This is a genomic window from Kribbella sp. CA-247076, from assembly GCF_050942445.1.
Lineage (GTDB): Bacteria > Actinomycetota > Actinomycetes > Propionibacteriales > Kribbellaceae > Kribbella.
The window spans coordinates 4,014,747-4,035,513 of the sequence record NZ_CP192051.1; the positions used below are offsets into that span (position 1 = coordinate 4,014,747).

Annotated in this window: 20 protein-coding genes; 3 read left to right on the forward strand and 17 right to left on the reverse strand. The window is 71.2% G+C overall.

What is annotated here, in order from left to right:
• Positions 1-21 precede the first annotated feature (21 nt).
• The 12 genes from ACQPYZ_RS19045 to ACQPYZ_RS19100 all read right to left on the reverse strand — a co-directional run bounded on the left by ACQPYZ_RS19045 (position 22) and on the right by ACQPYZ_RS19100 (position 8,958).
• A complete protein-coding gene (locus ACQPYZ_RS19045) occupies positions 22-954 on the reverse strand; it encodes a hypothetical protein (RefSeq protein ID WP_433157514.1) in 933 nt (310 codons plus the stop codon).
• A gap of 108 nt (positions 955-1,062) precedes the next feature.
• Entirely contained in the window at positions 1,063-1,716 is a 654-nt protein-coding gene (locus ACQPYZ_RS19050) for a hypothetical protein (protein WP_433157517.1), read from the reverse strand.
• 18 nt (positions 1,717-1,734) lie between these two features.
• Positions 1,735-2,538 (reverse strand): pilus assembly protein TadG-related protein, encoded by an 804-nt coding sequence (locus ACQPYZ_RS19055; RefSeq protein WP_433157520.1) that lies wholly within the window; start codon positions 2,536-2,538, stop codon positions 1,735-1,737.
• The gene (locus ACQPYZ_RS19060; protein WP_433157522.1) at positions 2,528-3,040 is read right to left on the reverse strand and encodes a TadE/TadG family type IV pilus assembly protein; all 513 of its coding nucleotides are present in this window, start codon (positions 3,038-3,040) and stop codon (positions 2,528-2,530) included. The genes ACQPYZ_RS19055 and ACQPYZ_RS19060 overlap by 11 nt, the downstream gene beginning before the upstream one ends.
• A complete protein-coding gene (locus ACQPYZ_RS19065; RefSeq protein WP_433157525.1) occupies positions 3,037-3,390 on the reverse strand; it encodes a TadE/TadG family type IV pilus assembly protein in 354 nt (117 codons plus the stop codon). Before ACQPYZ_RS19065 ends, ACQPYZ_RS19060 begins: the two co-directional genes overlap by 4 nt.
• Before the next feature lie 66 nt (positions 3,391-3,456).
• Positions 3,457-3,675 (reverse strand): hypothetical protein, encoded by a 219-nt coding sequence (locus ACQPYZ_RS19070; RefSeq protein ID WP_132210455.1) that lies wholly within the window; start codon positions 3,673-3,675, stop codon positions 3,457-3,459.
• Between the two features lie 93 nt (positions 3,676-3,768).
• Positions 3,769-4,689, reverse strand: coding sequence for a type II secretion system F family protein (locus ACQPYZ_RS19075; protein WP_433157529.1), 921 nt, complete (start codon positions 4,687-4,689; stop codon positions 3,769-3,771).
• Positions 4,686-5,588 (reverse strand): type II secretion system F family protein, encoded by a 903-nt coding sequence (locus tag ACQPYZ_RS19080; protein ID WP_433157531.1) that lies wholly within the window; start codon positions 5,586-5,588, stop codon positions 4,686-4,688. The genes ACQPYZ_RS19075 and ACQPYZ_RS19080 overlap by 4 nt, the downstream gene beginning before the upstream one ends.
• A 12-nt stretch (positions 5,589-5,600) precedes the next feature.
• Positions 5,601-6,911 (reverse strand): CpaF family protein, encoded by a 1,311-nt coding sequence (locus tag ACQPYZ_RS19085; protein ID WP_433157533.1) that lies wholly within the window; start codon positions 6,909-6,911, stop codon positions 5,601-5,603.
• Positions 6,908-7,711 carry a hypothetical protein gene (locus tag ACQPYZ_RS19090; protein WP_433157536.1) on the reverse strand — a complete coding sequence of 268 codons (804 nt, stop codon included), beginning with the start codon at positions 7,709-7,711 and terminating at the stop codon, positions 6,908-6,910. Before ACQPYZ_RS19090 ends, ACQPYZ_RS19085 begins: the two co-directional genes overlap by 4 nt.
• Entirely contained in the window at positions 7,711-8,445 is a 735-nt protein-coding gene (locus tag ACQPYZ_RS19095; protein WP_433157539.1) for a hypothetical protein, read from the reverse strand. Before ACQPYZ_RS19095 ends, ACQPYZ_RS19090 begins: the two co-directional genes overlap by 1 nt.
• Before the next feature lie 51 nt (positions 8,446-8,496).
• Entirely contained in the window at positions 8,497-8,958 is a 462-nt protein-coding gene (locus tag ACQPYZ_RS19100) for a hypothetical protein (RefSeq protein WP_433157541.1), read from the reverse strand.
• 142 nt (positions 8,959-9,100) lie between these two features.
• Here ACQPYZ_RS19100 and ACQPYZ_RS19105 point away from each other — a divergent pair, with 142 nt between their 5' ends.
• From ACQPYZ_RS19105 to ACQPYZ_RS19115, 3 genes are read left to right on the forward strand one after another with little or no spacing between them, the layout of a single operon-like run.
• On the forward strand, positions 9,101-16,177 hold the full coding sequence (locus tag ACQPYZ_RS19105) for a hypothetical protein (protein ID WP_433157544.1): 7,077 nt from the start codon (positions 9,101-9,103) through the stop codon (positions 16,175-16,177).
• Positions 16,178-16,202: 25 nt separating this feature from the next.
• Complete coding sequence (locus ACQPYZ_RS19110; RefSeq protein WP_433157547.1) at positions 16,203-16,733, forward strand: hypothetical protein; 531 nt, start codon at positions 16,203-16,205, stop codon at positions 16,731-16,733.
• A gap of 2 nt (positions 16,734-16,735) precedes the next feature.
• On the forward strand, positions 16,736-17,296 hold the full coding sequence (locus ACQPYZ_RS19115) for a hypothetical protein (RefSeq protein WP_433157549.1): 561 nt from the start codon (positions 16,736-16,738) through the stop codon (positions 17,294-17,296).
• Here the strand turns inward: ACQPYZ_RS19115 and ACQPYZ_RS19120 are convergent.
• From ACQPYZ_RS19120 to sufC, 5 genes are read right to left on the reverse strand one after another with little or no spacing between them, the layout of a single operon-like run.
• Positions 17,278-17,907 (reverse strand): acVLRF1 family peptidyl-tRNA hydrolase, encoded by a 630-nt coding sequence (locus ACQPYZ_RS19120; RefSeq protein ID WP_433157552.1) that lies wholly within the window; start codon positions 17,905-17,907, stop codon positions 17,278-17,280. The two genes, ACQPYZ_RS19115 and ACQPYZ_RS19120, sit on opposite strands and share 19 nt — an antisense overlap.
• Positions 17,904-18,287 carry a metal-sulfur cluster assembly factor gene (locus ACQPYZ_RS19125; RefSeq protein WP_433157555.1) on the reverse strand — a complete coding sequence of 128 codons (384 nt, stop codon included), beginning with the start codon at positions 18,285-18,287 and terminating at the stop codon, positions 17,904-17,906. The genes ACQPYZ_RS19120 and ACQPYZ_RS19125 overlap by 4 nt, the downstream gene beginning before the upstream one ends.
• Complete coding sequence (gene sufU / locus ACQPYZ_RS19130; protein WP_433157558.1) at positions 18,280-18,738, reverse strand: Fe-S cluster assembly sulfur transfer protein SufU; 459 nt, start codon at positions 18,736-18,738, stop codon at positions 18,280-18,282. The genes ACQPYZ_RS19125 and sufU overlap by 8 nt, the downstream gene beginning before the upstream one ends.
• On the reverse strand, positions 18,738-19,994 hold the full coding sequence (locus tag ACQPYZ_RS19135) for a cysteine desulfurase (RefSeq protein WP_433157560.1): 1,257 nt from the start codon (positions 19,992-19,994) through the stop codon (positions 18,738-18,740). The genes sufU and ACQPYZ_RS19135 overlap by 1 nt, the downstream gene beginning before the upstream one ends.
• Positions 19,991-20,752, reverse strand: a complete 762-nt coding sequence (sufC, locus tag ACQPYZ_RS19140; protein ID WP_433157562.1) for a Fe-S cluster assembly ATPase SufC — start codon at positions 20,750-20,752, stop codon at positions 19,991-19,993. The genes ACQPYZ_RS19135 and sufC overlap by 4 nt, the downstream gene beginning before the upstream one ends.
• Positions 20,753-20,767 lie beyond the last annotated feature (15 nt).

Consider the following 20,767-nt stretch of genomic DNA (forward strand, 5'->3'; position numbering starts at 1 on the left):
GGTCCCTCCAGGTCCCCACCGTCACCCACCGATAGCCTGCACTTCCTGCACAGGCAACCGCTGCACCGCATTCACGTTCGCCTCGCCGATCCGGTGCCAGCCGCCGCGGTCCCGGCCGATCCAGTACGACACTTCCCAGGTGATGGTCAGCTTCACCGCGTACATGCCGTCCGGCTGGCTCGCGCTGGACTTCTTGTACGTGTGCTTGCACGTGCTGATCTGCTCCGACGGATCCTTGGTCTCGTCGTACCCGTCCGGGTCGTCGGCCGGAGTCATCCCCATCTTGCAGGTGAACGGCGCCGTCCCGTCGCCCGGATCGACCGTCATCTTGACGACCATGCCGCGCATCGTCAGGTTGTGCGTCGGATCGAAGTACCCGCTCAGCTCCCCTGTCGTCTTCAACTGCTCCGAGCTCTCCTTCGTCAGCGAGAAGAAGGCCGGCACGTTGACCCGGGGCGTGAACGTCGGCTTGACCACGAGCGCCGGAGCCGGGTACGTGCTCCGGAACGTGTACCAGAAGTAGTCCATGTAGTCCGGCTGCGGGCACTGCGCTTCCTCGGCCGCGTTCACCGGCACGTAGGCGCGCTCCAGGTGGGCGTCCGGACCACCGTTGTAGGTGTCGAGCTTGTAGTCCGTGATCGTGATCCGGAGCACCCACTTCTTGCCCTCCGGCGCCTGCGGGAGCCGGATGCCGTCCGGGATGTCGAAGTCGCGGCACGGGATGAACGGCCTGCCGTTCAAGCGGTCTCGCCAGGTGGGCGGCGGCGAACCCGTCCCCAGGTAGGGCTGGCCGGAGCTGCAGTACGCGCCGAAGCCGACCGAGTTGACGTACATGCTGCAGACCGTGTTGCCGGTGTGAATCGTGTCGGCGGTCGCGGTCGTCGCCGGAGCGGCCATGACCAGCGCGAGTACGGCACTCAGGACCACCAGTCCACGGCCCACTCGGTTGTGCATCCTCACTCCCCAGACTCGGCTACCGGCAGATTATCTTCGACCAGGTGCATCATGCCCGTTGCTCTGTGCCCCGTCACCTCTTCGGAACCGGAATTCACCTGTTCTGATCTAGGCCGGATACTTCACCCGCGCGCAGTTCACGCCCTTCGCCGGCGCCAGGCGGTATGGCAACCAGCCGATGCCCGTCTTGATCATCTCGATGACCTCCGGCGAGCCCTTGGGAGTCACCACGGTCCAGGCACGTCCCTTCGGGTCCCAGTACTGCGTGGTCTGCGAACGGCACGTCTGCACGCGGACCGTTCCGTCCGGCTGACTGCGGGCGCCGACGACGACCACGCTGCCCGGCGGGCGCATGACCCAACCGTTGCGCTGGGCATCGGCGATCCCCTGCGAGACGTCGGCGTAGAAGAACGACGGGAACCGCTTCTTCAGGATCGTGTCGTCCTTGCTGACGAGCGCCCGGAAGTAGAGCGGGTAGCTGTCCACGAGGCCTTTGACGGCAGGGTTGGAGGCGAGGTTCCCGGCCTTGATGATGACCTGCGCCTTCGGCTGGGCGGTGGGCTGGGCAGTGGTGGCCGGCCGCGACGTCGTGGTGCTCGATGGGCTCGTGGCGGTGGTCGGCGCGCTGGACGTCGTACCCGAGTCGCCGCCGACGGGCACCGGGCGGCCGCCGTCGCCGGAGTCCTGGCCACAGGCCGTCAGCGCGAGGACGCCGGTCAGGAGCGCGGCGGGGAGGGCCGGGGGGAAGACGCGGCTTCGCACGGTCAATTCCTTCGGGGGCTAGCGGGTTGGCGGGGCGGAGTTTTGTGGGGGCTGGAGGCCGGCCGGTGCTCCTCCGCCGGGGGGCTCGGTGGTTGGGCTTGGTGGGGCCGAGGGGTCGGTCGTCGGGTTGCTCGGGTCGGTCGATTCGGTGGGGCTCGGGGTGATGCTCGGGGTGCAGGTCGGCGGGAAGGGCAGTGGCTCGAGGGTCCAGGTGGGGGTCGGCGAGCCGATCGTCCACTCGGGGCAGGGGAGGTCGAGCGTCGGCGGTACGGCGGTGGTGATCGGGGCGCCGGGGTCGTCGAGGGTGCTGCCGACGGCGATCGGGGGGATGGTGGGGCTGTCGTCGGCCTTCCTGACGCCTTGTTCGGCGTGGGCGGTGCCGATGCCGGAGGCCTTGAGGCTGGTTTTGCCGATGAGACCGAGGAAGGTGGTCTTGTTGTCCAGGGCGACCCGGATGTCGACCTGTTCCTCGGTGAGCTTGGTGGGCGCGCAGGAGGTGACGGCGGGGTCGTTGGAGGAGACCTGGGCGCAGAAGGCGGCGATGGCGGTGGCGGCCTTGGCGGTGTCGATCCTGGCCTCGGCGGTGTTCAGCTGGATGGTGGCGGCGCCGACGCGGGCGGCCTCCTGGGCGTAGCCGACGGCGCGGGAGCGGGCGCCGAGCTGGCGGCCGCCGTCGATGACCAGGCCGGCCAGGGTGAAGATCATCACCGCGAGGATCGCGACCGCGGGGCTGAGCGACCCGCGGCCGAGCCCCGGCCGGTGCTTGCCGGGGGCATCGATGCGGAGGAACTCGGCCACCCGGGAGCGGCGGTCACGAGCCATCGCGCACGCCCCGGTACGGGTCGACCGACGAGGTGAACCGCTTGGTGATCGTGGTGTCGCCGCCGATCCCGAGCAGGCCGAGGTCGCGGTAGTTGATCGTGCAGGTGACCTCGACCGACAGCGGCGTACCCGCGGCGAAGGCGGTGGTGATGCTGCCGCTCGCGGTGTCCTTGCAGGACTTGAACGCCTGGCCCATCGTCCGGGTGACGGCGTCGTCGACGTACCCCTCGGCCTCGCCGAGGGAGCGCGCCTGGCTGGCCGAGCGGGCGCCGTCGCGGGCCGCGCTCTCCAGCAGCGAGGACGTCTGGAAGTAGCGGCCGCAGGCGAGCAGGAACATGAACAGGATCAGCAGGATCGGCGCCAGGACGGCGAGCTCCAGCGCCATCGTGCCCTGCTCGGTCGGCTTCCGGTGCCGGCCCGCCGAGCGGATGTACCGCACCACCGGCCGGGCGTGCCGCGGGGTGTAGCGGGTCCCCGGCGTCCGCTCCATGTCCTCACTCACTTGTCGTCGGCCTCGAACTGCTCGATCGGCCCGGTCGCGGTCCGTTTCACCCGCAGCGTCAGCCCGGGCACCAGCGAGACGGTGTCACCGGTCACCGTGAACGAGACCATGCCCTCGGGGTTGTTGTACGCCGGCGGCTCCACCTTCGCGTTCCGCAGGGTGGTGCCGCCGAGCTGCTCGGCGTACGCCTGGATGTCCTGGCGGACCTGCTCGCCGACGCCGCGGTTGTACACCGGCGGCTGGACCAGGCGGAGGCGCGAAACCCCTTCCTGCGCGGCGTTCAGCGCGACCGACCGCCCGTACAGCCACAGCGCGGTCTGGATCGACATGAAGATCAGCCCCAGGATCATCGGCGCCAGGATCGCCAGCTCGAGCGAGGTGGCACCTCGCTCCGTCCGCCGCCGGTGCACCAGGGATCAGCCGTTCTCGATCTCGCCGGTGCGCTTGTCGATCACGCGGCGGACCACCAGGCCGATCGCCAGCGCGGCGGCGACCAGGATCGCCGAGATGATGGCCCACTCCAGCGCGGAGGCGCCGAGCTGGGTCCGTCCCTGCCGAGCCCGGGCCCGTTGGGTGTGGGCCCGCGCCACCGCATAGCCGGCCATCGCGCGCCAGAACTGCAGTTCCGAGTTCATCCGTATGCCTTCCCAGTCATGAGGCCACGTGCGGGCCTCAGTATGCCCTGCTGTACGACGGACGAGTCCGCCTGCTGGATCCCTTTACCCACTTCAGTTCCCCAGGATCGCGATCCCGGCGGGGAAGCCGAGGAACAACATGAAGGCGGCGCACATGACGAGCTGGGCGACCAGCATCGACTGCGACCGCTCCCCCGCCTTGCCCTCCACGTCCGCCAGCTCCTTGCGCCGCAGCGACGCCGCCCGGGCCAGCAGCGAGGCGCGGATCTTCGCGCCCTCGTCACCGGCCAGTGCCAGCGCCGAGGCCAGGTCGCGCAGCTCCTCGACGCCGATGTCCTCGCCGAGCCGGGCCATCGCGTCCCACGGCGTGATGCCGATCAGGCGCGCGTTCGCGAGTGCCTGCCGGATCCTCGCCATCGCCCAGTGGTCGCCGATGGTGGACGCGGTCATCAGCGCCTCCGGCAGCCCGCGGCCACCGGCCAGGTTCATCGCGACCAGGTCGAGGAAGCTGCCGACCACGTGCCGGAAGTCGCGCCGCCGCGCCTCGGCCTCCTGCCGCAACGCCAGGTCGGGCAGGAAGAACGCGAACGCCATCGCGGCCAGCGTCACGATCGCCGGGGTGGCACCGGGTGCGCTCAGCCCGAGCATCGAGAACAGGAACAGCACGATCGGGATGAAGATCATCGCCCCGAGCGCGAAGAACACCTTGGTCGCGAGCATGGTGGCGAACGGCTGGTTCATCACCGCGAGGTCGCGCCGGAGCCGGCCGAACGCCCACCCGCGGGCGTTCGCCTCGAACTCGAGCCGCCGGCCGAGCGACTCCTTGGCCCGGTCCAGGCCGCCGAGCACCCGCTCGCCGGCCGCGCTCTGGGTCGCGGCGTTGGCGTACCCGGTCCGGCCGGCGTCGATCCGGGCGATCGTGGACAGCACGTTCGCGGACGGCCGGACGAACATCCGCACGAGCAGGTACGCACCGAGGCCGACCAGCCCGCCGGTGACGAAGGCCCACGTCATCCGCCCACCACCTCCATCCGCTCGTCGCCGGCCCGCTTGGCCCGCTTGTCGTTGCCGCCGATCAGGAACCGCTCGGGCACCTCGATCTTGGCCAGCTTGCGCAGCCAGACCAGGCCGAGCGCGTACAGCGCGATCACGATGAACAGCACGAACTGCCCGATGAAGCTGGTGTACGGCGCGACGTACGTCGGGTTGAACAGCACCAGCGCGGCCGCGACCAGCAGCGTGATCGCGACCACCACCTGGACCGAGCGCCGGGTCGACCGCCGTTCGGCCGCGACCTTCCGCCGTACGTCGAGCTCCTCGCGGGCCGAGTCCGCGAGCGCACTGAGCACCTCGCGCAGACCGGGTCCGCGCAGCCGGGCGTTCAGTACCAGCGCGGCGACGATCAGGTCGGCGGACGGGTCGTCCAGGTCGTCGGCGAACCGCATGAGTGCCGAGGGCAACGGTTCGCGGATGCGCAGCCGGTCGACCAGCAGGTTCAGGCCCGGCTTGATCGCCGGGGCCGCGTTCACCGCGGTCGCCGGGATCGCCTGTTCCAGGCCGACCGCACCGGCGATGGTGTCGCGCAGCGCCTCGGTCCAGGTGGCCAGCGCTTCCAGCCGCTCGATCGCCCGGCGTTCCTCACCGGTGCCGCCGAAGAAGCGGTCGGCGAGCGCGGCCAGCAGGCCGAGAGCGACCGCGAGCACCAGCCAGCGGGTGACCACCAGCACGAGCAGCCCGACGCCTATCCCCGTCCCGATCCGGATGAGGTTCTTCCGGCCGTCGACGGCGCCGCGGCGGAACAGCGACGGGCTCTCCTCCCGCGGCTCGGTGCCGCGGATGGCGATCACCAGCAGCAGGATCGCGCCGCCGACGACCGCTCCGCAGAGCAGTGCGAGCAGGGTCCGGTCGTTCATCGCGGCCTCACCTCACGCCCAGGTTCCGTGCACGAGCGGCTGGTACCCGAAGTGCTCGAGCTCGTCCATGCAGGCGATCGGCGCGTGCGCCGCCGCGCGGCCGTCCACCCCTGGGGCGAACACCTCGCCGGACAGCACCCGGCCGTCCCAGCCGGTCACCTCGCGGATGCTCTCGACGTACCGGCTGAGCCCGCCGCCGCGCTGGTAGTCGTTGTGCTTGCGGACGAACACGACGAAGTCGAGCGCCCCGGCGATCAGCATCTGGGTGGCCTCCATCGGCAGCCGCTCCATCGCCTGGATCGCGTAGGTGCTGATCCGGTTGAACACCTCCATCGAGCTGTTCGAGTGGATCGTCGACAGCGAGCCGTCGTTGCCCTGGCTCATCGCGTTCAGCATGGTGACGATCTCGTCGCCGAGCACCTCGCCGACGATCACCCGGGACGGGTTCATCCGCAGCGAGCGGCGGACCAGGTCGGCCATGCTGACCTCGCCGACACCCTCGGAGTTCGGCAGCCGCTCCTCGAACGCGACCACGTTCGGGTGCAGGTCCTTGAACTCGCCGAGGCCGAGCTCGAGCGAGCGCTCGACCGTGATCAGCCGCTCGTGCCGGGGGATCTCGTTCGCCAGCGCGCGCAGCAGGGTGGTCTTCCCGGAGTTCGTCGCGCCCGCGATCATGATGTTCTTCCGGGCCGCGACCGCCGCCCGCAGGAACGAGCCGACGTCGTCGGACATGGTGCCGTTGGCCACCAGGTCGCGGAGGAACACCCGGCCCAGGCGGGCCCGGCGGATGGACACCGCGGGCCGGGCGGTGACACCCATGACCGCGGACAACCGGGAGCCGTCGGGCAGGCGCAGGTCGAGCTGCGGGTTGGCCGAGTCGAACGGGCGGCTGGTCAGGCCGGCGTGCGCGGCCAGCACCTGGATCAGCTCGACGAGTTCCTCGTCGGACTCCGCGACCGGGCCCGGGTTCTCCTCGCGGCCGTCGCCGTACTGCACGAAGACCTGGTCGCAGCCGTTGATGTCGATGTTCTCGACCTCGGGGTCGTCGATCAGCGGCTGCAGCCGGCCGACGCCGAACAGCGCGGAGTGGATCGCGCCGGCGATCTGGGCGTCGTCCTCCGGCGTCGGCGGCGTCCGGCCCTCGGCCAGCTCGTAGCGGGCGTGGTCCTCGAGCACCTGCACGATCAGCGAGCGCGCGTACTCCCGCTCGTCCTCGGCGCTCATCGGCGGTACGCCGTTCACCTGGTCGCGCCGGCGCTGTTCGTTCAGCCGCTCGGCCACCTGCACCCGCAGCCGCCGGACCAGCTCCTGATCGGCGGTCACTGCGCCCACTCTCCTGGCGGGAACGCCGCGTTGGCCATGTCGAAGTCCTGCAGGGGCGGGCCGGCGACCAGCGCGGCCATCTCCGCGGTGATGTCGGTCGCGGACCGGATCAGCTGGGTCTTGTCGAGCCGGCCGTGGCCGCGGCCGTCGAAGAACGCCGCGCCGGCCGGGTCGTAGGCCAGGTGCCACCGGTGCCGCACCGGCACGGACATCGCGTCCAGCACGGACCACACCTGCTTGACCCCGTCACGCCGCTTCGGGTCCGCCACCACGACCACGCCGAGCTGTGCGTCGACGTGGTGCACCAGGGACGACAGCCGCTCCCGCAGGTGGGCGACCGACGATCCGGTCGCCGTACAGACCAGGACGACCAGGCGGGCCGACTGGATCACCGGCAGCTGCGGCGACGAGGCGCCGATCCGGCCGCAGTCCGCCAGTACGTCGCCGTGCTGCATCTGGTTGAACGAGATGCCGAGCGGATGCCACAGACCGCCCATGCCACCGACCTGCTCGGGTGAACGGACGCCGAGCATGACGTCCAGGCCACCGTCGAGCTGCTGGCTGTGGGCGAGGATCACCTCGTCACTCAGACCCTTGCGGCTCGCGGCCGCGAGGCTGACCAGACCGCGGTCCGAGTTCAGCGGTGTGCCGCCCGGTGCGGTCATCCGGATCGCCACGTCGCTGCCGGCCGGGTCGCACTCGGCCAGCAGGACCTGCCGCGGCCAGAGCGCGCCGAAGACGAGGCCGGCAGTCGTCACCCCGGGCGAGCCCTTCGCGCTCGCCAGTGCCACGAGTGCCATCAACCGTCTCCGTCGGTCCGGGAGACCTCGGGCTTGGTCGCCGGGCTCAGCTCCACCAGCACCAGAGTCTTCGCCGCCGCGGCCGCCGCGACGTCGGTCGCCTTGCCGCTCGGGACCAGGACGGTCACGTTCAGCGTGGTGTTCGCGTTCGTCTTCTCGTCCGCGATGGCGCCCGAGCTGTCGGTCACCTCGGCAGCGTCGACCAGGGTGGTCGCCGCGGTCGTGTCCTGGTTCGCGGTGGGCACGCGGATCACCGCGACGACGTCGCCGACGCTGATGCCGCCGGACGGCGCCCGGCCGCCCTCGAGGCTGACGCCCACCAGCGCGCCACCGTTCGGGATCGGCTTCTCCGCGGTCAGGTTCGCCGGCGTGATGAACTGGTCCTTGTAGAGCCGGGTGGTCGTGTAGTGGCCGATGTACTTCTCGGCCTCCGACCACGGGATCAGGCCATCGGTCGCCCCGGCGAGATCACCACGGGACAGGTCCTTGCGCTCGAGTTTGTGCCCGGGCTCGAGCTTGTCGACGCCGATCGCGACGAAGTCGGACCGGTTGCCGCTGTTCACCGCGATCAGCGCGGACCCGGCCGCGCCGAGCAGGATGAGGATGACCGCGAGGGCGGCCAACGCCGGGCGGCGTTCCCGGCCGCTGGGCAGCCGGTTCGGACCACTGCCGGCGGCGCGGCCGGCTCCGCGGGTGCCTTGGGGGGACGGACGCGTGGAGGACGAGAGACTCACGCGCCTACCGTAATGGCAGCAAGGTGCCAACCGGCACAGATGTCCGGCCTGTTACCGGCTCGCGATCCGCGCGCGCTCCTCGGACGTCAGCAGTTCGGTGAACGCCCCCGGGCCACCGGACAACTGGTCTAGATAGCTGAACAGTCCCTGCAGTGCCAGACCGAGCTCCCGCTGCCACCCGTCGGCCTCGGCCAGCTCGCTCGCGAGCTCCCGGCCCTCGGCGAGTGTGACGGCCGCGTTCACCGGCTGCACCAGCCGCTCCCCGTCCCCGTCCGGTACGGCGTACCGTCCGCGGACCTGCTGTACGACCTGAGCGAGCGCGGACCGCTCCGCCGCCGGAAGCAGCCGGTCGAACCCCGGGGAACCGTGGAGCTCGTCGAGGTAGTCACACAGAGCGAGGAACAACTCGACAGCGTCGTACTCCGGGCCGGTCGTGGCCACGTGCCGCAAGCGGGCGACCACGCTCCGCGCCTCGGAGACACTCCACGCCGACGTACCCAACCGGTCGGTCATGTGACGATCGTAGGGGCGGGGCAGGCGTAAATCGTTAACAGAACCGATGGATTGGGTGGCTGGCTGGTAACCCAAAGTTTGCTACCGTCCGGACAGGAGTCCCGGTGACAACTGGTGATCGCCGGGGCACGACCGTGAGGGGGTGGGTCGACTGACGACCCCTGGTGTCACCGCCCCGGATCCGGTCGCGCGCGCCCGCGCCGCGATCGGGACCGCGCTGGGGATCGTGTCCCCGGCGGCCGTACCCCTGCGTGACGGCAGGATCTGGCTGACCAGCCGGCGGGACGCGCTGCCGGCACGGATCGTGCGCGCGCTGGAGGAGCAGCTCGGCCGCCGGGCCGCGGACAAGGTGAGCGACGAGCGGATGCTCGCCGAAGCCGTTGCCGTGCTCGGTGCGGAGATCGCCCGCGTCCGCGGCGAGTCGCCCGAGACCGGCGCGACCGACGCGCTCGACCGCCTCCTGCACTCCCCGGGACTGGACCAATCGCGCCGCGTCGAGGCCGAGGCGATGCTCCGCCTCTCACTGCGGCTGGCCGCGCAGGAGTCCGCGGAGGCTGCCGCCCGGTTGCGGTCGTTGGCGGGCCAGACCAGGGTGCCGGTGGCGACCGAGATCGTCTCTGCCTCCCAGCGGATCAGCCAGGACGCCGACCGGCTCAGCTCGACGAACCAGACCCGCCCGGCCACCAGCCGGACCGGGCGCCACCGCGCGCAGGTCGGCGCGCGGGTCCGCCGGCAGACACTGACGCGGGAGATCTCCGGCCGGACCGCACCGGCCACTCAGCCAGGGGTCGATCCGAGAGAGAGCGAGTTGGCCGCGCTCGCGGCGCTGAGCCGGCTCGAGGAGGAGCACCTGGGGTCGTCGGTCACCAGCCGCCCGACGGTCGACAGTCAGACCGGCCTGGCAGCCATCACGCTGTCCTCCGGCGACAGGCCGCAGTACTTCCGGGTCGAGGTCGCTCCGGTGGTCCGTGGCCTGGCGGCCCAGGGGCGGCTGACCACGGGTACGGCGAACGACCCGCACGTCCTGCGGATCAGGCCCGGACTGCCCGAGCACCAGTTGGGCGAGGTCTGGATCCACCAGCTGAGCCTGATGTCGCAGGAGCAACAGGCCGCACAGGCCGGTCGATCGGGTGGGATCCTGCGCAGGCTGCGGTCGGCGATCAGTCACGAGCGGCTGAACCGGCGGACGAACGCCGACCTGGCCGTCTACCGGAAGCTGTCGGAGGACTGGCTGCAGGCCCGTGAGGGCCGATCGAACGGACCGCTGTCCGTCACGGACCTGGAACGCGACCTCGAGCGCATGTCGGCCGCGATCGGGCGCCGGAGCGGTGCCGCGCCGGACCTGCCGTGGGCCGCCGACTCGACGTACTCACCCGCCGCCGCGGCCGACGGCCGGGCCGCCGAGCAGGCGATCGTCGCGGCGACGCCCGAGCCGAGCCCGCAGGGCGACCTCAGGCAGCAGGTCGTCGAGCAGATCGCGTCCCTGGAGTCCGCGGTCGCGGACCTCGAGGCGAAGGCGACCGGCAAGACCGAGAGCGGCGCGGCCGCCGCGGACCAGGCCACCACCAAGGTCGACCTGGCCGACGCCGAGGACAACCTGAAGGACCGTGGTGCGCCGGAGCGGGCCCGCCGGCTGCGCGTCGAGGCGACCGCCGCGTTCGCCAAGGCCAGGCGCCACGTCGAGCAGGCGGACGCCTACGACCGGGCGGCCAAGGACGCCGCCAAGGCGCTGGCCGGCTACCGGGTGCTCCTCACCCGGCTCGACGACCCGGACCACCAGCCGCAGCAGATCGCCGAGCTCGCCCGCGAGGCGGCGGCGAGGACCGGCGTCTACGAGGGGAGTCTGCGGAACGCGCTGCCGGTCGACCACCTGGAGACCGGGGTGCCGACCGACCAGCGGCTCGCGCTGCCGGTCGAGGAGATCAACACCCTGCTGGCCGAGAACGGCAGCGACCGGCGGATCGCCGAGCGTGGCCCGGTTCCGGTGCCGGGGGCGCAGTACCGGCGGCTGTTCTCCGACGGGATGGTGTTCACCGTCGGCGGCGACGGGGACGACGAGGTCGGCCAGGTCGCCCAGGTCCGGGTCCGGCTGAAGGCCCGGGACCTGACCGAGGTGACCGGCCTGGACTACACCGTCGCTGAACAGATGTCCGGCACCCTCGGCGAGGGCGAGCAGAGCAACTCGATCACCGCGACCCACTCGTCGAGTACGAGCGTCGGCGCCGACCTGCGGACCTTCATGGCGCTCGCGCCGGAGGGCAGCGTGGTCCGGGCGGCGTCGCAGGTGGTCGCGCCGCGGGTCGACGTGACCACCGGCCAGACGCTGGCCGAGACCGCGGGTGCGACCGCGCACAGTCAGCTCGGCTGGGTGGACGTGTTCAAGGGCGAGTCGCTGCCGTACAGCTGGACCGGCGAGTTCGAGATCGACGTCCGGAACTCCCCCACCGATCCGTGGTCACCGGTCCGGTCGGTGGACGCCGGCGAGCAGCTGACCTGGGTGCCCAGCCCGTACACGGTGCAGGCGCCGGCCGAGACGGTCACCCTGGAGCAGCTCGGCCACGCCGGCGATCGGACCGAGGAATTCCCCCGGCACACGGTCACCCGGATCAGCGGGCTGCACGCGATCAACGACCGGCTCGTCGCGGAGACGTGGCAGAAGTTCGGCAAGCTCGACCGGGTCGGGTTCGACCACATCAGCGAGCTCCTGACCGAGGATCCGTACCGCCTGCTGGGCGAGGCGGCCAAGCCGGGCGGCCTCAGCCGGACCATCCCGGTCGGTGGCGAGTCGGAGTACGAGCTCACCCTGGAGGTCGAGCCCGTCTGGAGCCAGGCCCGGCTGGTCGGCGCGTGCACCCCGGAGATGGGCCAGGAGAAGGTCCAGGTCGACTTCGCCGGGTTCAGCGCGAGCCGGGTCGCCGGGACGTCGCTGTCCGGCTCGGCGAGTCTTTCCTATCCCGGCAAGCCACTCGACCCCGTGCAGCCGGTGCCGGGCTACCTGCCCAGTCCGACCGCTTTGGACGACCTCGGTGGCTCCACCGCGGATCTCTCCCCGACGGTGTCCGCCGGCCGGACCGTCTCCCGGCAGGGCGGCCAGAGCGTGAGTACGACGGCGATCACGCCGGTGGTCGACCGCGACATGGCCCCGACCCAGGGCGTCCTGGTCGACCTCAAGGTGACCGCGACGCTGCGCCGGATCCGGGATCCGAAGGCAGCGCCGGTCGTCGTCACGGACACGTGCGAGGCGAAGCTCCGGCTGACCGCGAACCGGTTGCTCCGGGCGGGTGCCCCGGCCGGCAAGGACGCCGTACTGCGGGACGACGACCAGGAGATCCGGCTCGACCAGGACGGCCGGGCCCTGCTGCTCGGCGACCCGGAGCCGCCGACCGGACCGCAGACCCTGCCGCCGTGGCACGGACCCGGCGAGCACCAGTTGCGCGGTCCCGGCAAGTCACTGCCCGAGGAGCTCGAAGGCGTCGACGAGGCCCGGCGACAGGCGCTGACCAAGCTGAGCACGATGGGTCTGGTCCCGCCACTCGACAAGAAGACGTTGCAACCGCTCCCGGACGACCCGGAGACCCGGCCGATCGATCGGGTCCGACGCGACGAGCAGCGCCGGACCCGGATCTGGCAGCGGGCGAACTACGACCGCGTGATCCAGGACATCACCGACTACCGGGTCGCGGCCGGGATGAACACGGCCTGCCAGTCCGGCCTGGTGATCCCGCTGGTCGAACGGCGGACCGGCCACACGCCCCGGACCAGGCTCTTCCGGCTGTCGACCACGCAGGACTTCGACGACGTCAAGCCGGCCGGCACGACGCCGTGGAGGTTCATCGCCCGGCTCGGCATCAGCTCCCGCGCCAGTCAGCAGACCTCCGGCCGCTCGAAGGCGGTCCCGCTGTCCGGCGGTCTCGGCCTGAGCAACGGGCCCGCCCCGGGCCAGTCCGGATTGGCCGGCAGGCTCGGGCTGAAGCTGAGCCGGAACGCCATCGGTCGCAGCTTCGCGGCGAGTATCGGCCGGCGGATCAACCGGGTCACGCTGAACGAGAGCACCGGCGAGGTCGACAACCTCCGCCAAGGCATCCGGATCACGTTCAGCGAGATGACCGGCGAGGACGATCCCGAGCTGCTGGCCGACGTCCACGGCAGCGTCGTCCTGCCGTACGACAGCTCGCTGGCGCGGGCCGAGCAGCCGGTGTACGCCGCCGACCCGAAGCCACCGCACCGGGACGCCGTCAGCCGGTCGATCCCGGTCGCGGTGGACGCCGGCAACCCGGCCGACGAGCTGTTCAAGCACGTGGACGCGATCCGCGCGGACACCACCGCCTACCTGCAGCTGCACACCGCGCTGTCGCCGGAGAGCCTGGTGTCGAACACCGAGTGGCTCGACGGCCGGTACGAGCTGCCCCTGGTGATCACCCCACCCCCGGCGAACCCGGCACAGGCCCTCGAGGACCGGACCCTGCTGCCCCAGCAGCTGAAGGTCGTCCTGCGCAGCGAGGTCGTCAGCCAGACGCTGGTCGCCGTCAACGACCAGAACACGGCCAACATCAACTTCACCATGAACGACGCCGGCCACTCGTCCGGGACGTCGGCCTCGGGCGGCGTCGGTGCCGAGGTGGGCGGCGGCTCGGTCGACCCGGACACGTCCGCCCTCGGCGGCAAGGTGGCGGCCGGCCGGACCGGCGGTACGTCGCAGTCGACGAGCACGTCCCAGACAACCGGCGAGGAGCGACTGCGGGTCAACGACGGCGTCCACTACGAGCTGATCGAACGGCATCGGCTGGTGGCCGACGTCATCCGCGGTGACGAGGTCGTCCAGACCGTGCCGCTGCCGGATGCCAAGGTGCAGAAGGCGATCCCCGAGTACACCGCCCTCGAGCTGTACGGGCGCGACCGATTCGACCTGCCGCTCCCGGTCGCCGCCGACGTGGCCGAGCGGTACCTGACCGGCAAGCTCGAGCTCGACGCGCGGACGGCGGCCGGCTTCGTCCGCCGTTACCACCAGGAGAAGGCCGGCGTGACCACCGGCCTCGCCGCCGAGCACACCGAAGAGCGGCTGAACGCGAAGGTCCTCGACAAGGCCGGGCTCCCCGCCTCCACCGCGACGACCGCGGCCGAGCGCCTCGCCGACACCCTGGTCCGCACCCAGCAACTCGCCGAGACCCGGCGAGTCGTCGGCCTGCCGGAGCAGTACGACGCCAGCCTCGCGTCGAGCCAGCTGTACGCGGTCAAGGTCGAGGGACAACCGGACCAGGACGTCGACCTGATCCCGCAGCTCCGCGAGCAGATCGAAGAGGTCTCTCCCGGCCTGCTCGGGTCCGATCCGTTGCTCGGGCAGATCCTCGAGGTCGACCTCGCCAAGGACAGCTACCAGGGTCAGCTCGAGAACATGCTCGGCCCACGGGGGTACACCACCCCGATCGAGGTCCCGGTCGAGGGCCAGGCGCAGTCCGACCTGCTGCTGGTCACGGTCAAGGCGCGGTTCGAGGGCGACATCACGGTGGACGGCGGGCCGCTGACCAAGGCGGCAGCGATCGGGCTCGTCCAGAAGTACAACTACGTCGGGCGCGACCTGTCGACCGGCCACACCACGACGTACTCCGGGAGCGCGGAGGTCAAGCAGGAGGGCAGCACGGGCGGTGCGCTGTCCGGCGGTGTCGGCGCCGACCGGGTCCGGTCGGTCTCGGCCGGCACCCGCAGGAGGAAGACCCGGATCGACCGGACCGGCGACTTCGACCTGGCCCCGGTGTACCGGAACCTCGTGTTCACCACCGAGGTCCGCCGGATCCACAACGCCGGGACCGCGGCGATGTCGAGCGTGAAGTGGCGGCTGACCCGCACCTCGCCGGCAGCGCAGACCGCGGCCGCCGCGCCCCGGGAGCTACGCGCCGAGCTGACCGCACTCGTGCCGCGCGGCCTCATCACCGATCCCCCGGTGGCCCCGCGGCAGGCCGAGGAGTTCCGGCCCGACCATCGTGCGGTCGAGATGCCGCAGAGCGCTCCCGTCGAGGCGATGCTTCCGTACCGCAAGGGCGCCGAAGTCACCGACGAGCTGTACAACTCGGTCACCGGTCACCTGGCCGGCGTGCTCGGGCCGGGCGCGCTCGCGCAGTACGAGCCGTCGATCGGGATTCAGCTCCAGCCGACCGCCCTGCAGGCCAAGTTCAGCGAGCTGACCAGCCCGCGCGGTCTCCAGCTGGAGCCGATGGCCGCCGGTGGGAACGGCCGGACGACGGTCGGTGTCCGGATCAACGCCCGCCGGCTCGGCTGGCAACTCGTCACGCCCGAGCCGGTCCCCGGCCAGACCGGGCTGGTCGAGCGTGACCAGCTCCAGGTCGCGACGTCCACGACCGGCAATCATCTGCTGCCGGCCACCGCGACCGTCGGTGCCAGTGGCGGCTTCGTCTCCGGAAGCCGGTCGGTCGGCGAGCAGGTCAAGACCCAGTCCAGCGACGCCTGGGGCACCCGGCTCGAGACGAGCGCGTTCCGCAACAGCGACGTCGTCACCGTCCGCATCCCCGTGGTGTACGACGTCACCGTCGACGAGCTGACCGACACGGGCCGGGGCACCCCCGCGACCAAGGACACGACGGTCCACCGGGACGCCGCGAACGCCGAGTTCTACGTCAAGATGCTGTACCACGAGTACCTGGAAGGACTGCGGCAACTCGAGGCCGGCGACGTATCGCTGGAGAGCGGCCGGCTGCAGGCGGTGCCGGAGAAGCTGGGCAAGCCCAGCCTGCGGATGACCGAGACCGGGCCGGACGGATCGCACCAGCCCTACCGGCCGCTGCTGCTCGCGATCGACAAGGCGAAGGCGGAGGGGAAGCCGGTCGTGCTGTCGGTCAAGGACCAGGACGGCCACGAGCGGCTCTACCGGGCCGACCAGGACGGCCTCGCCGGCGTGAACGACGGCGGGTTCGCGACCGCGTTCGCCACTCTCGACCGGAACCTCGTGCTGATGGCCGAGGGCCGGGTGGATCTGCGGGAGCTCTACAACACCTCGGAGCCGGGCGCGAACTTCAGTACGACGGTCGCGTCCGCGCTCGAGGAGAACGGCGTACCGACGTCGATGCTGAAAGGGCTCACCCACTCCACCGCGCAGCGGCAGCCGACGCCGGCTCCCAGCCACGCGGCCAAGCCCACCCGTGGTGGAGCGGCGGCCAGCCGGACGATCACCCCGACCGCGGGCGGCCCGTCGCTGACCGGCCCGTGACCGACAACGCGACGAAAGGGACGGTATGGCGTTCGCGGTGGCCCGCACCCGGGACGAGGCACACCTCTACCTGGAGCTGCACCCCTGCCCCAACTGCGGATCGATCGACACCACCTGGGAGCACGGCCTGGCCGACGTGGAAGGTGAGCTCGCGATCAGCTACGCCGGGGTCTGTCCCGGCTGCGACGTCGAACGGCAGTACCTGTTCGGTCTGCCGGCGCGTGAGACCAGGGCGGCCGGCTGGCCGACGTTCGGTGGTCCGGAGCCGTCGGAACTGCTCGACCCGGGTCAGTGGATGGACGTGGCCGACCGGGCCGCGGCCGACGTCCCCGCCGATCCCCGTGAGGCCGGTAAGGTGCTGGCCGTCGCGGTGGCCGCGGTCGACGAGGTGATCAAGTTCGTGCCGGCCGGGCAGGACGCCGTACCGGAGGACGAGTTCTGGACGCCGGCGGGCCGGGCGGTCCTGGACGCGGATCCGGGCCGGTTCCGGCTGGACCGGTTGCTGGTGGTCCGCGACACCTATCGCGAGCTGGGCCGAGAGACAGGAGCGAAGTAGCCATGCTGACCGCAAGGACGCTGGCCGAGGCGCAGGTCTACGTGAGCCTGGCGACGGCTGCCGATCCGGCCGCGCCCGCCGTCCAGCCCGCCCCGGTCGAGCCCGGCCGGAACCTGACCGAGGGTGCGGACGCGTGGACGCTGGCGTCGCCGGCCGGTGACATCACCATCCCGTACGCGTCGGAGGACGCCGCCCGGACGGTCGGGGCGCACTTCGGCCTCGGGGTGTCGCGGCTCGTCGACGCCGCCCAGTGGGCCGTGGTGGCGGCGACGTACGCACGCCGGGCGCTGGAGGCGGACCTGGCCTACACCGGCAGCCCGGACCAGGACCGCGACACGGTCGAGCAGAACTGGGAGTTCGCCGCCGAGGCGGTCGGCGAGGCGCTGAAGTTCCTGCCGGACGGCGCGGACGCAGTTCCGGACGAGGGTGTCTGGACAGAGTTCGGCCGCGAGTCCCGCGCGCAGACGCCGGAGCTGGTGACGCGGGCGAAGCTCACCGACGACCTGGAGTACTACCAGGGCACGCTCGCGGACTTCCGCGCGCTCTACGGCGACAGGTCCTGAGGGTCGGTCAGCTCGATCCTGATCGCGCGGGCGTCGACGCCGGCCTGCTCGAGCACCTTCTGCTTGGGGTCCGGGACGCCGAGGAACGGCGGCCGGACCAGCGCGACCAGGTCCTTCAGCCGCGGGTCCTCGAGCACCGTGTCGACGGCCCGGCGGTCTCCCCCGCAGACGAGGGCTTCCAGCCGCGCCGGAGCCAGGATCCGTACGGCGACCTCGGTCGCGGCCGCGAACGCCTCCCGGGCCTGGTTGTCACGCCGCCGCGCGTACCGCTGCTGCGACCACCCGCCGGCCTTCGTCGTCCCCTGCACGTGGCGTGAACCGACCTTCGAGTCGACCAGCTCGGCACCGACGAAGACGCCGGCGCCGTACCCGCCCCGGCGTACCAGCAGGACACCGAGCCGGTGCTCGCCGGTCACATGTGCGACCAGCCCCTCGCGGCTGAGATCCGCGAGGGGCTGGAAGGGCACGTCCACGACGGCGATCGCCCCGTCCGCCGCCGACACCGTCACCTGATCCGGTGCCGGGTCGAACGAGACGTCGCCGTGCCGTTCACCGAAGCCGGCCAGCCACCTGTCCAGCCGCTCCGGTGCGACCGAAACGACCCTCGTCACACGTTGAAGCCGAGGGCGCGGAGCTGGTCGCGGCCGTCGTCGGTGATCTTCTCCGGACCCCACGGCGGCATCCACACCCAGTTGATCCGGAAGTCGTTGACGAGGCCGTCGAGCGCCATCCGGGTCTGGTCCTCGATCACGTCGGTTAGCGGGCAGGCCGCCGACGTCAGCGTCATGTCGATGATCGCCGTGCTGGTGTCGTCCACGGTGACCGCGTAGATCAGGCCCAGGTCGACCACGTTGATCCCGAGCTCGGGGTCGACCACGTCCTTGAGCGCCTCGGTCACGTCCTCGACCTTCGCCGGCTCGGTGCCCGGCTGCGCGGCCGCGTCCAGGTCGACCTCGGGCAGCTCGATCTTCTCGTCGGTCCGGTCAGCCATTGTTCACTCCTTCTTTCGCGGCGAGCGCCTGGGCGGTGGCGTCCCGCCAGGCCGACCAGCCCAGCAGCGCACACTTCACCCGGGCCGGGAACTGCGCGACGCCCGCGAACGCGACGCCGTCCTCCAGAACCTCTTCGTCCGGTTGGACATTCCCCCGGCCTTGCATAAGTTCGAGGAACTTCTCGTACGTCGCCATCCCCTCGGAGACCGGCTTGCCGATCACCAGGTCGGTCATCACCGACGTCGCGGCCTGGCTGATCGAGCACCCGACGCTCTCGTGCGTCACGCCGGTGACGGTGTCGCCGTCGAGCTCGACCCGCAGCGTCACCTCGTCCCCGCAGGACGGGTTCACGTGGTGGACCTGGACGTCGTACGGCTCCGCCAGGCCCGCGTGGTGCGGGCTGCGGTAGTGGTCCAGGATGATCTCCTGGTACAGCGCATCGAGCTGCATCAAGCCACCTTGAAGAAAGAACGGACGAACCCGAGGCCGTCGACCAGCGCCTCGACCTCCTCCGGGGTCGTGTAGAGGTAGAAGGACGCCCGCGTCGACGACTGTACGCCGAACCGCTCGTGCACCGGCCGCGCGCAGTGGTGCCCGGCCCGGACCGCGATCCCGCGGGTGTCCAGCACGGTGGCCACGTCGTGCGGGTGCACGCCGTCCAGCTCGAAGCTGATCGCGCCGCCGTGGTCGGTCGCGTCGGTCGGCCCGAGGATGGTCAGGCCCGGCACGGTCTTGAGGCCCTCGAGCGCGTACTCGACGATCGCGTGCTCGTGCGCGGCGATCTTGTCCATGCCGATCCCGGTCAGGTAGTCGACGGCCGCCCCGAGCCCGACCGCCTGCGCGATCGGCGGCGTACCGGCCTCGAAGCGGGCCGGCGGAGCGGCGTACGTCGAACCGGTCATCCGCACGACCTCGATCATCTCGCCACCACCGAGGAACGGCGGCAGCGCGGCGAGCAGGTCGTAGCGGCCCCAGAGCACGCCGATTCCGGTCGGTCCGACCACCTTGTGGCCGGTGAAGACCAGCAGGTCGGCGCCGAGCGTGGAGACGTCGACCGGGAACTGCGGGACCGCCTGGGAGGCGTCCACGACGACGGTCGCGCCGACCGCGTGCGCCTTGGCGGCGAGCTCGGTGATCGGGTTGATCGTGCCGAGGGCATTGGAGACCCAGGTCAGCGAGACCACCTTGGTGCGCTCGGTGATCAGCTCGTCCAGGTTGCTCTGGTCGAGCCGGCCCTCCTCGGTGACGCCGAACCACTTCAGCGTCGCGCCGGTCCGCTCACAGGCCAGCTGCCAGGGCACGATGTTGCTGTGGTGCTCCATCTCGGAGATCACCACCTCGTCCCCCGGCTTCAGTGCCGCGCCCAGCGTGTGCGCGGCCAGGTTGAGCGCCTCGGAGGCGTTCTTGGTGAAGACGATCTCGTCCCGGCTCGGCGCGCCGATGAACGCGGCCACCTTGTCGCGGCCACCCTCGTACGCCGCCGTCGCCTCGGCACCGAGCTGGTGCATGGCCCGGGCGACGTTCGCGTTGTGCTTCAGGTAGTGGTCCTCGAGCGCCTGGACCACCTGGCGCGGCTTCTGCGACGAGTTGGCCGAGTCCAGGTAGACCAGCGGGAAACCGTTCGCGAGCTCGCGGGACAGGATCGGGAAGTCCGCCCGGACCGACTGCAGGTCCAAGGGACTGCTGAACGTCCGGGCGTCGGTCACTTCGCGGCCGCCTTCAGGAAACGCTCGTAGCCGTTCGCCTCGAGCTCCTCGGCCAGCTCCGGGCCGCCCTCCTCGGCCACCCGGCCGTCGACGAACACGTGCACGAAGTCCGGCTTGATGTAGCGCAGGATCCGGGTGTAGTGCGTGATCAGTAGGACACCCTTGTCGCCCTGCCCGGCGAACCGGTTGACGCCGGTGGAGACGACCTTCAGCGCGTCGATGTCGAGCCCGGAGTCGGTCTCGTCGAGGATCGCGATCTTCGGGTTCAGCAGCTCCAGCTGGACGATCTCGTGGCGCTTCTTCTCACCGCCGGAGAAGCCCTCGTTCACGTTGCGCTGGGCGAACTCGGGGTCCATCTCCAGGTCGGACAGGGCGGTGTTCACGTCCTTGACCCAGGTGCGCAGCTTCGGCGCCTCGCCGTCGATCGCGGTCTTCGCGGTCCGGAGGAAGTTCGCCACCGACACGCCCGGCACCTCGACCGGGTACTGCATCGCCAGGAACAGGCCGGCCCGGGCGCGCTCGTCGACCGACATGTCGAGCACGTCCTCGCCGTCCAGCGTCACCGTGCCGGCGGTGATGTTGTACTTCGGGTGGCCGGCGATCGAGTACGCCAGCGTCGACTTGCCGGAACCGTTCGGGCCCATGATCGCGTGCGTCTGACCGCCCTTGATGGTCAGGTCGACGCCGCGCAGGATCTGCTTCGGGCCGTTCTCGGTGTCGACCGACACGTGCAGGTCGCGGATCTCGAGTGTCGCCATGAGGTCTCTTCTATC

Excerpts from the sequence above, each read along its gene's own strand:
- ACQPYZ_RS19075 (WP_433157529.1), bottom strand. The coding sequence starts at position 4,689 with ATGACGTGGGCCTTCGTCACCGGCGGGCTGGTCGGCCTCGGTGCGTAC.
- ACQPYZ_RS19055 (WP_433157520.1), bottom strand. The coding sequence starts at position 2,538 with ATGGCTCGTGACCGCCGCTCCCGGGTGGCCGAGTTCCTCCGCATCGAT.
- ACQPYZ_RS19070 (WP_132210455.1), bottom strand. The coding sequence starts at position 3,675 with ATGAACTCGGAACTGCAGTTCTGGCGCGCGATGGCCGGCTATGCGGTG.
- ACQPYZ_RS19100 (WP_433157541.1), bottom strand. The coding sequence starts at position 8,958 with ATGACCGACCGGTTGGGTACGTCGGCGTGGAGTGTCTCCGAGGCGCGG.
- ACQPYZ_RS19110 (WP_433157547.1), top strand. The coding sequence starts at position 16,203 with ATGGCGTTCGCGGTGGCCCGCACCCGGGACGAGGCACACCTCTACCTG.
- sufU (WP_433157558.1), bottom strand. The coding sequence starts at position 18,738 with ATGCAGCTCGATGCGCTGTACCAGGAGATCATCCTGGACCACTACCGC.
- ACQPYZ_RS19080 (WP_433157531.1), bottom strand. The coding sequence starts at position 5,588 with ATGAACGACCGGACCCTGCTCGCACTGCTCTGCGGAGCGGTCGTCGGC.
- ACQPYZ_RS19065 (WP_433157525.1), bottom strand. The coding sequence starts at position 3,390 with ATGATCCTGGGGCTGATCTTCATGTCGATCCAGACCGCGCTGTGGCTG.
- ACQPYZ_RS19125 (WP_433157555.1), bottom strand. The coding sequence starts at position 18,287 with ATGGCTGACCGGACCGACGAGAAGATCGAGCTGCCCGAGGTCGACCTG.
- ACQPYZ_RS19115 (WP_433157549.1), top strand. The coding sequence starts at position 16,736 with ATGCTGACCGCAAGGACGCTGGCCGAGGCGCAGGTCTACGTGAGCCTG.
- ACQPYZ_RS19045 (WP_433157514.1), bottom strand. The coding sequence starts at position 954 with ATGCACAACCGAGTGGGCCGTGGACTGGTGGTCCTGAGTGCCGTACTC.
- sufC (WP_433157562.1), bottom strand. The coding sequence starts at position 20,752 with ATGGCGACACTCGAGATCCGCGACCTGCACGTGTCGGTCGACACCGAG.
- ACQPYZ_RS19090 (WP_433157536.1), bottom strand. The coding sequence starts at position 7,711 with ATGGCACTCGTGGCACTGGCGAGCGCGAAGGGCTCGCCCGGGGTGACG.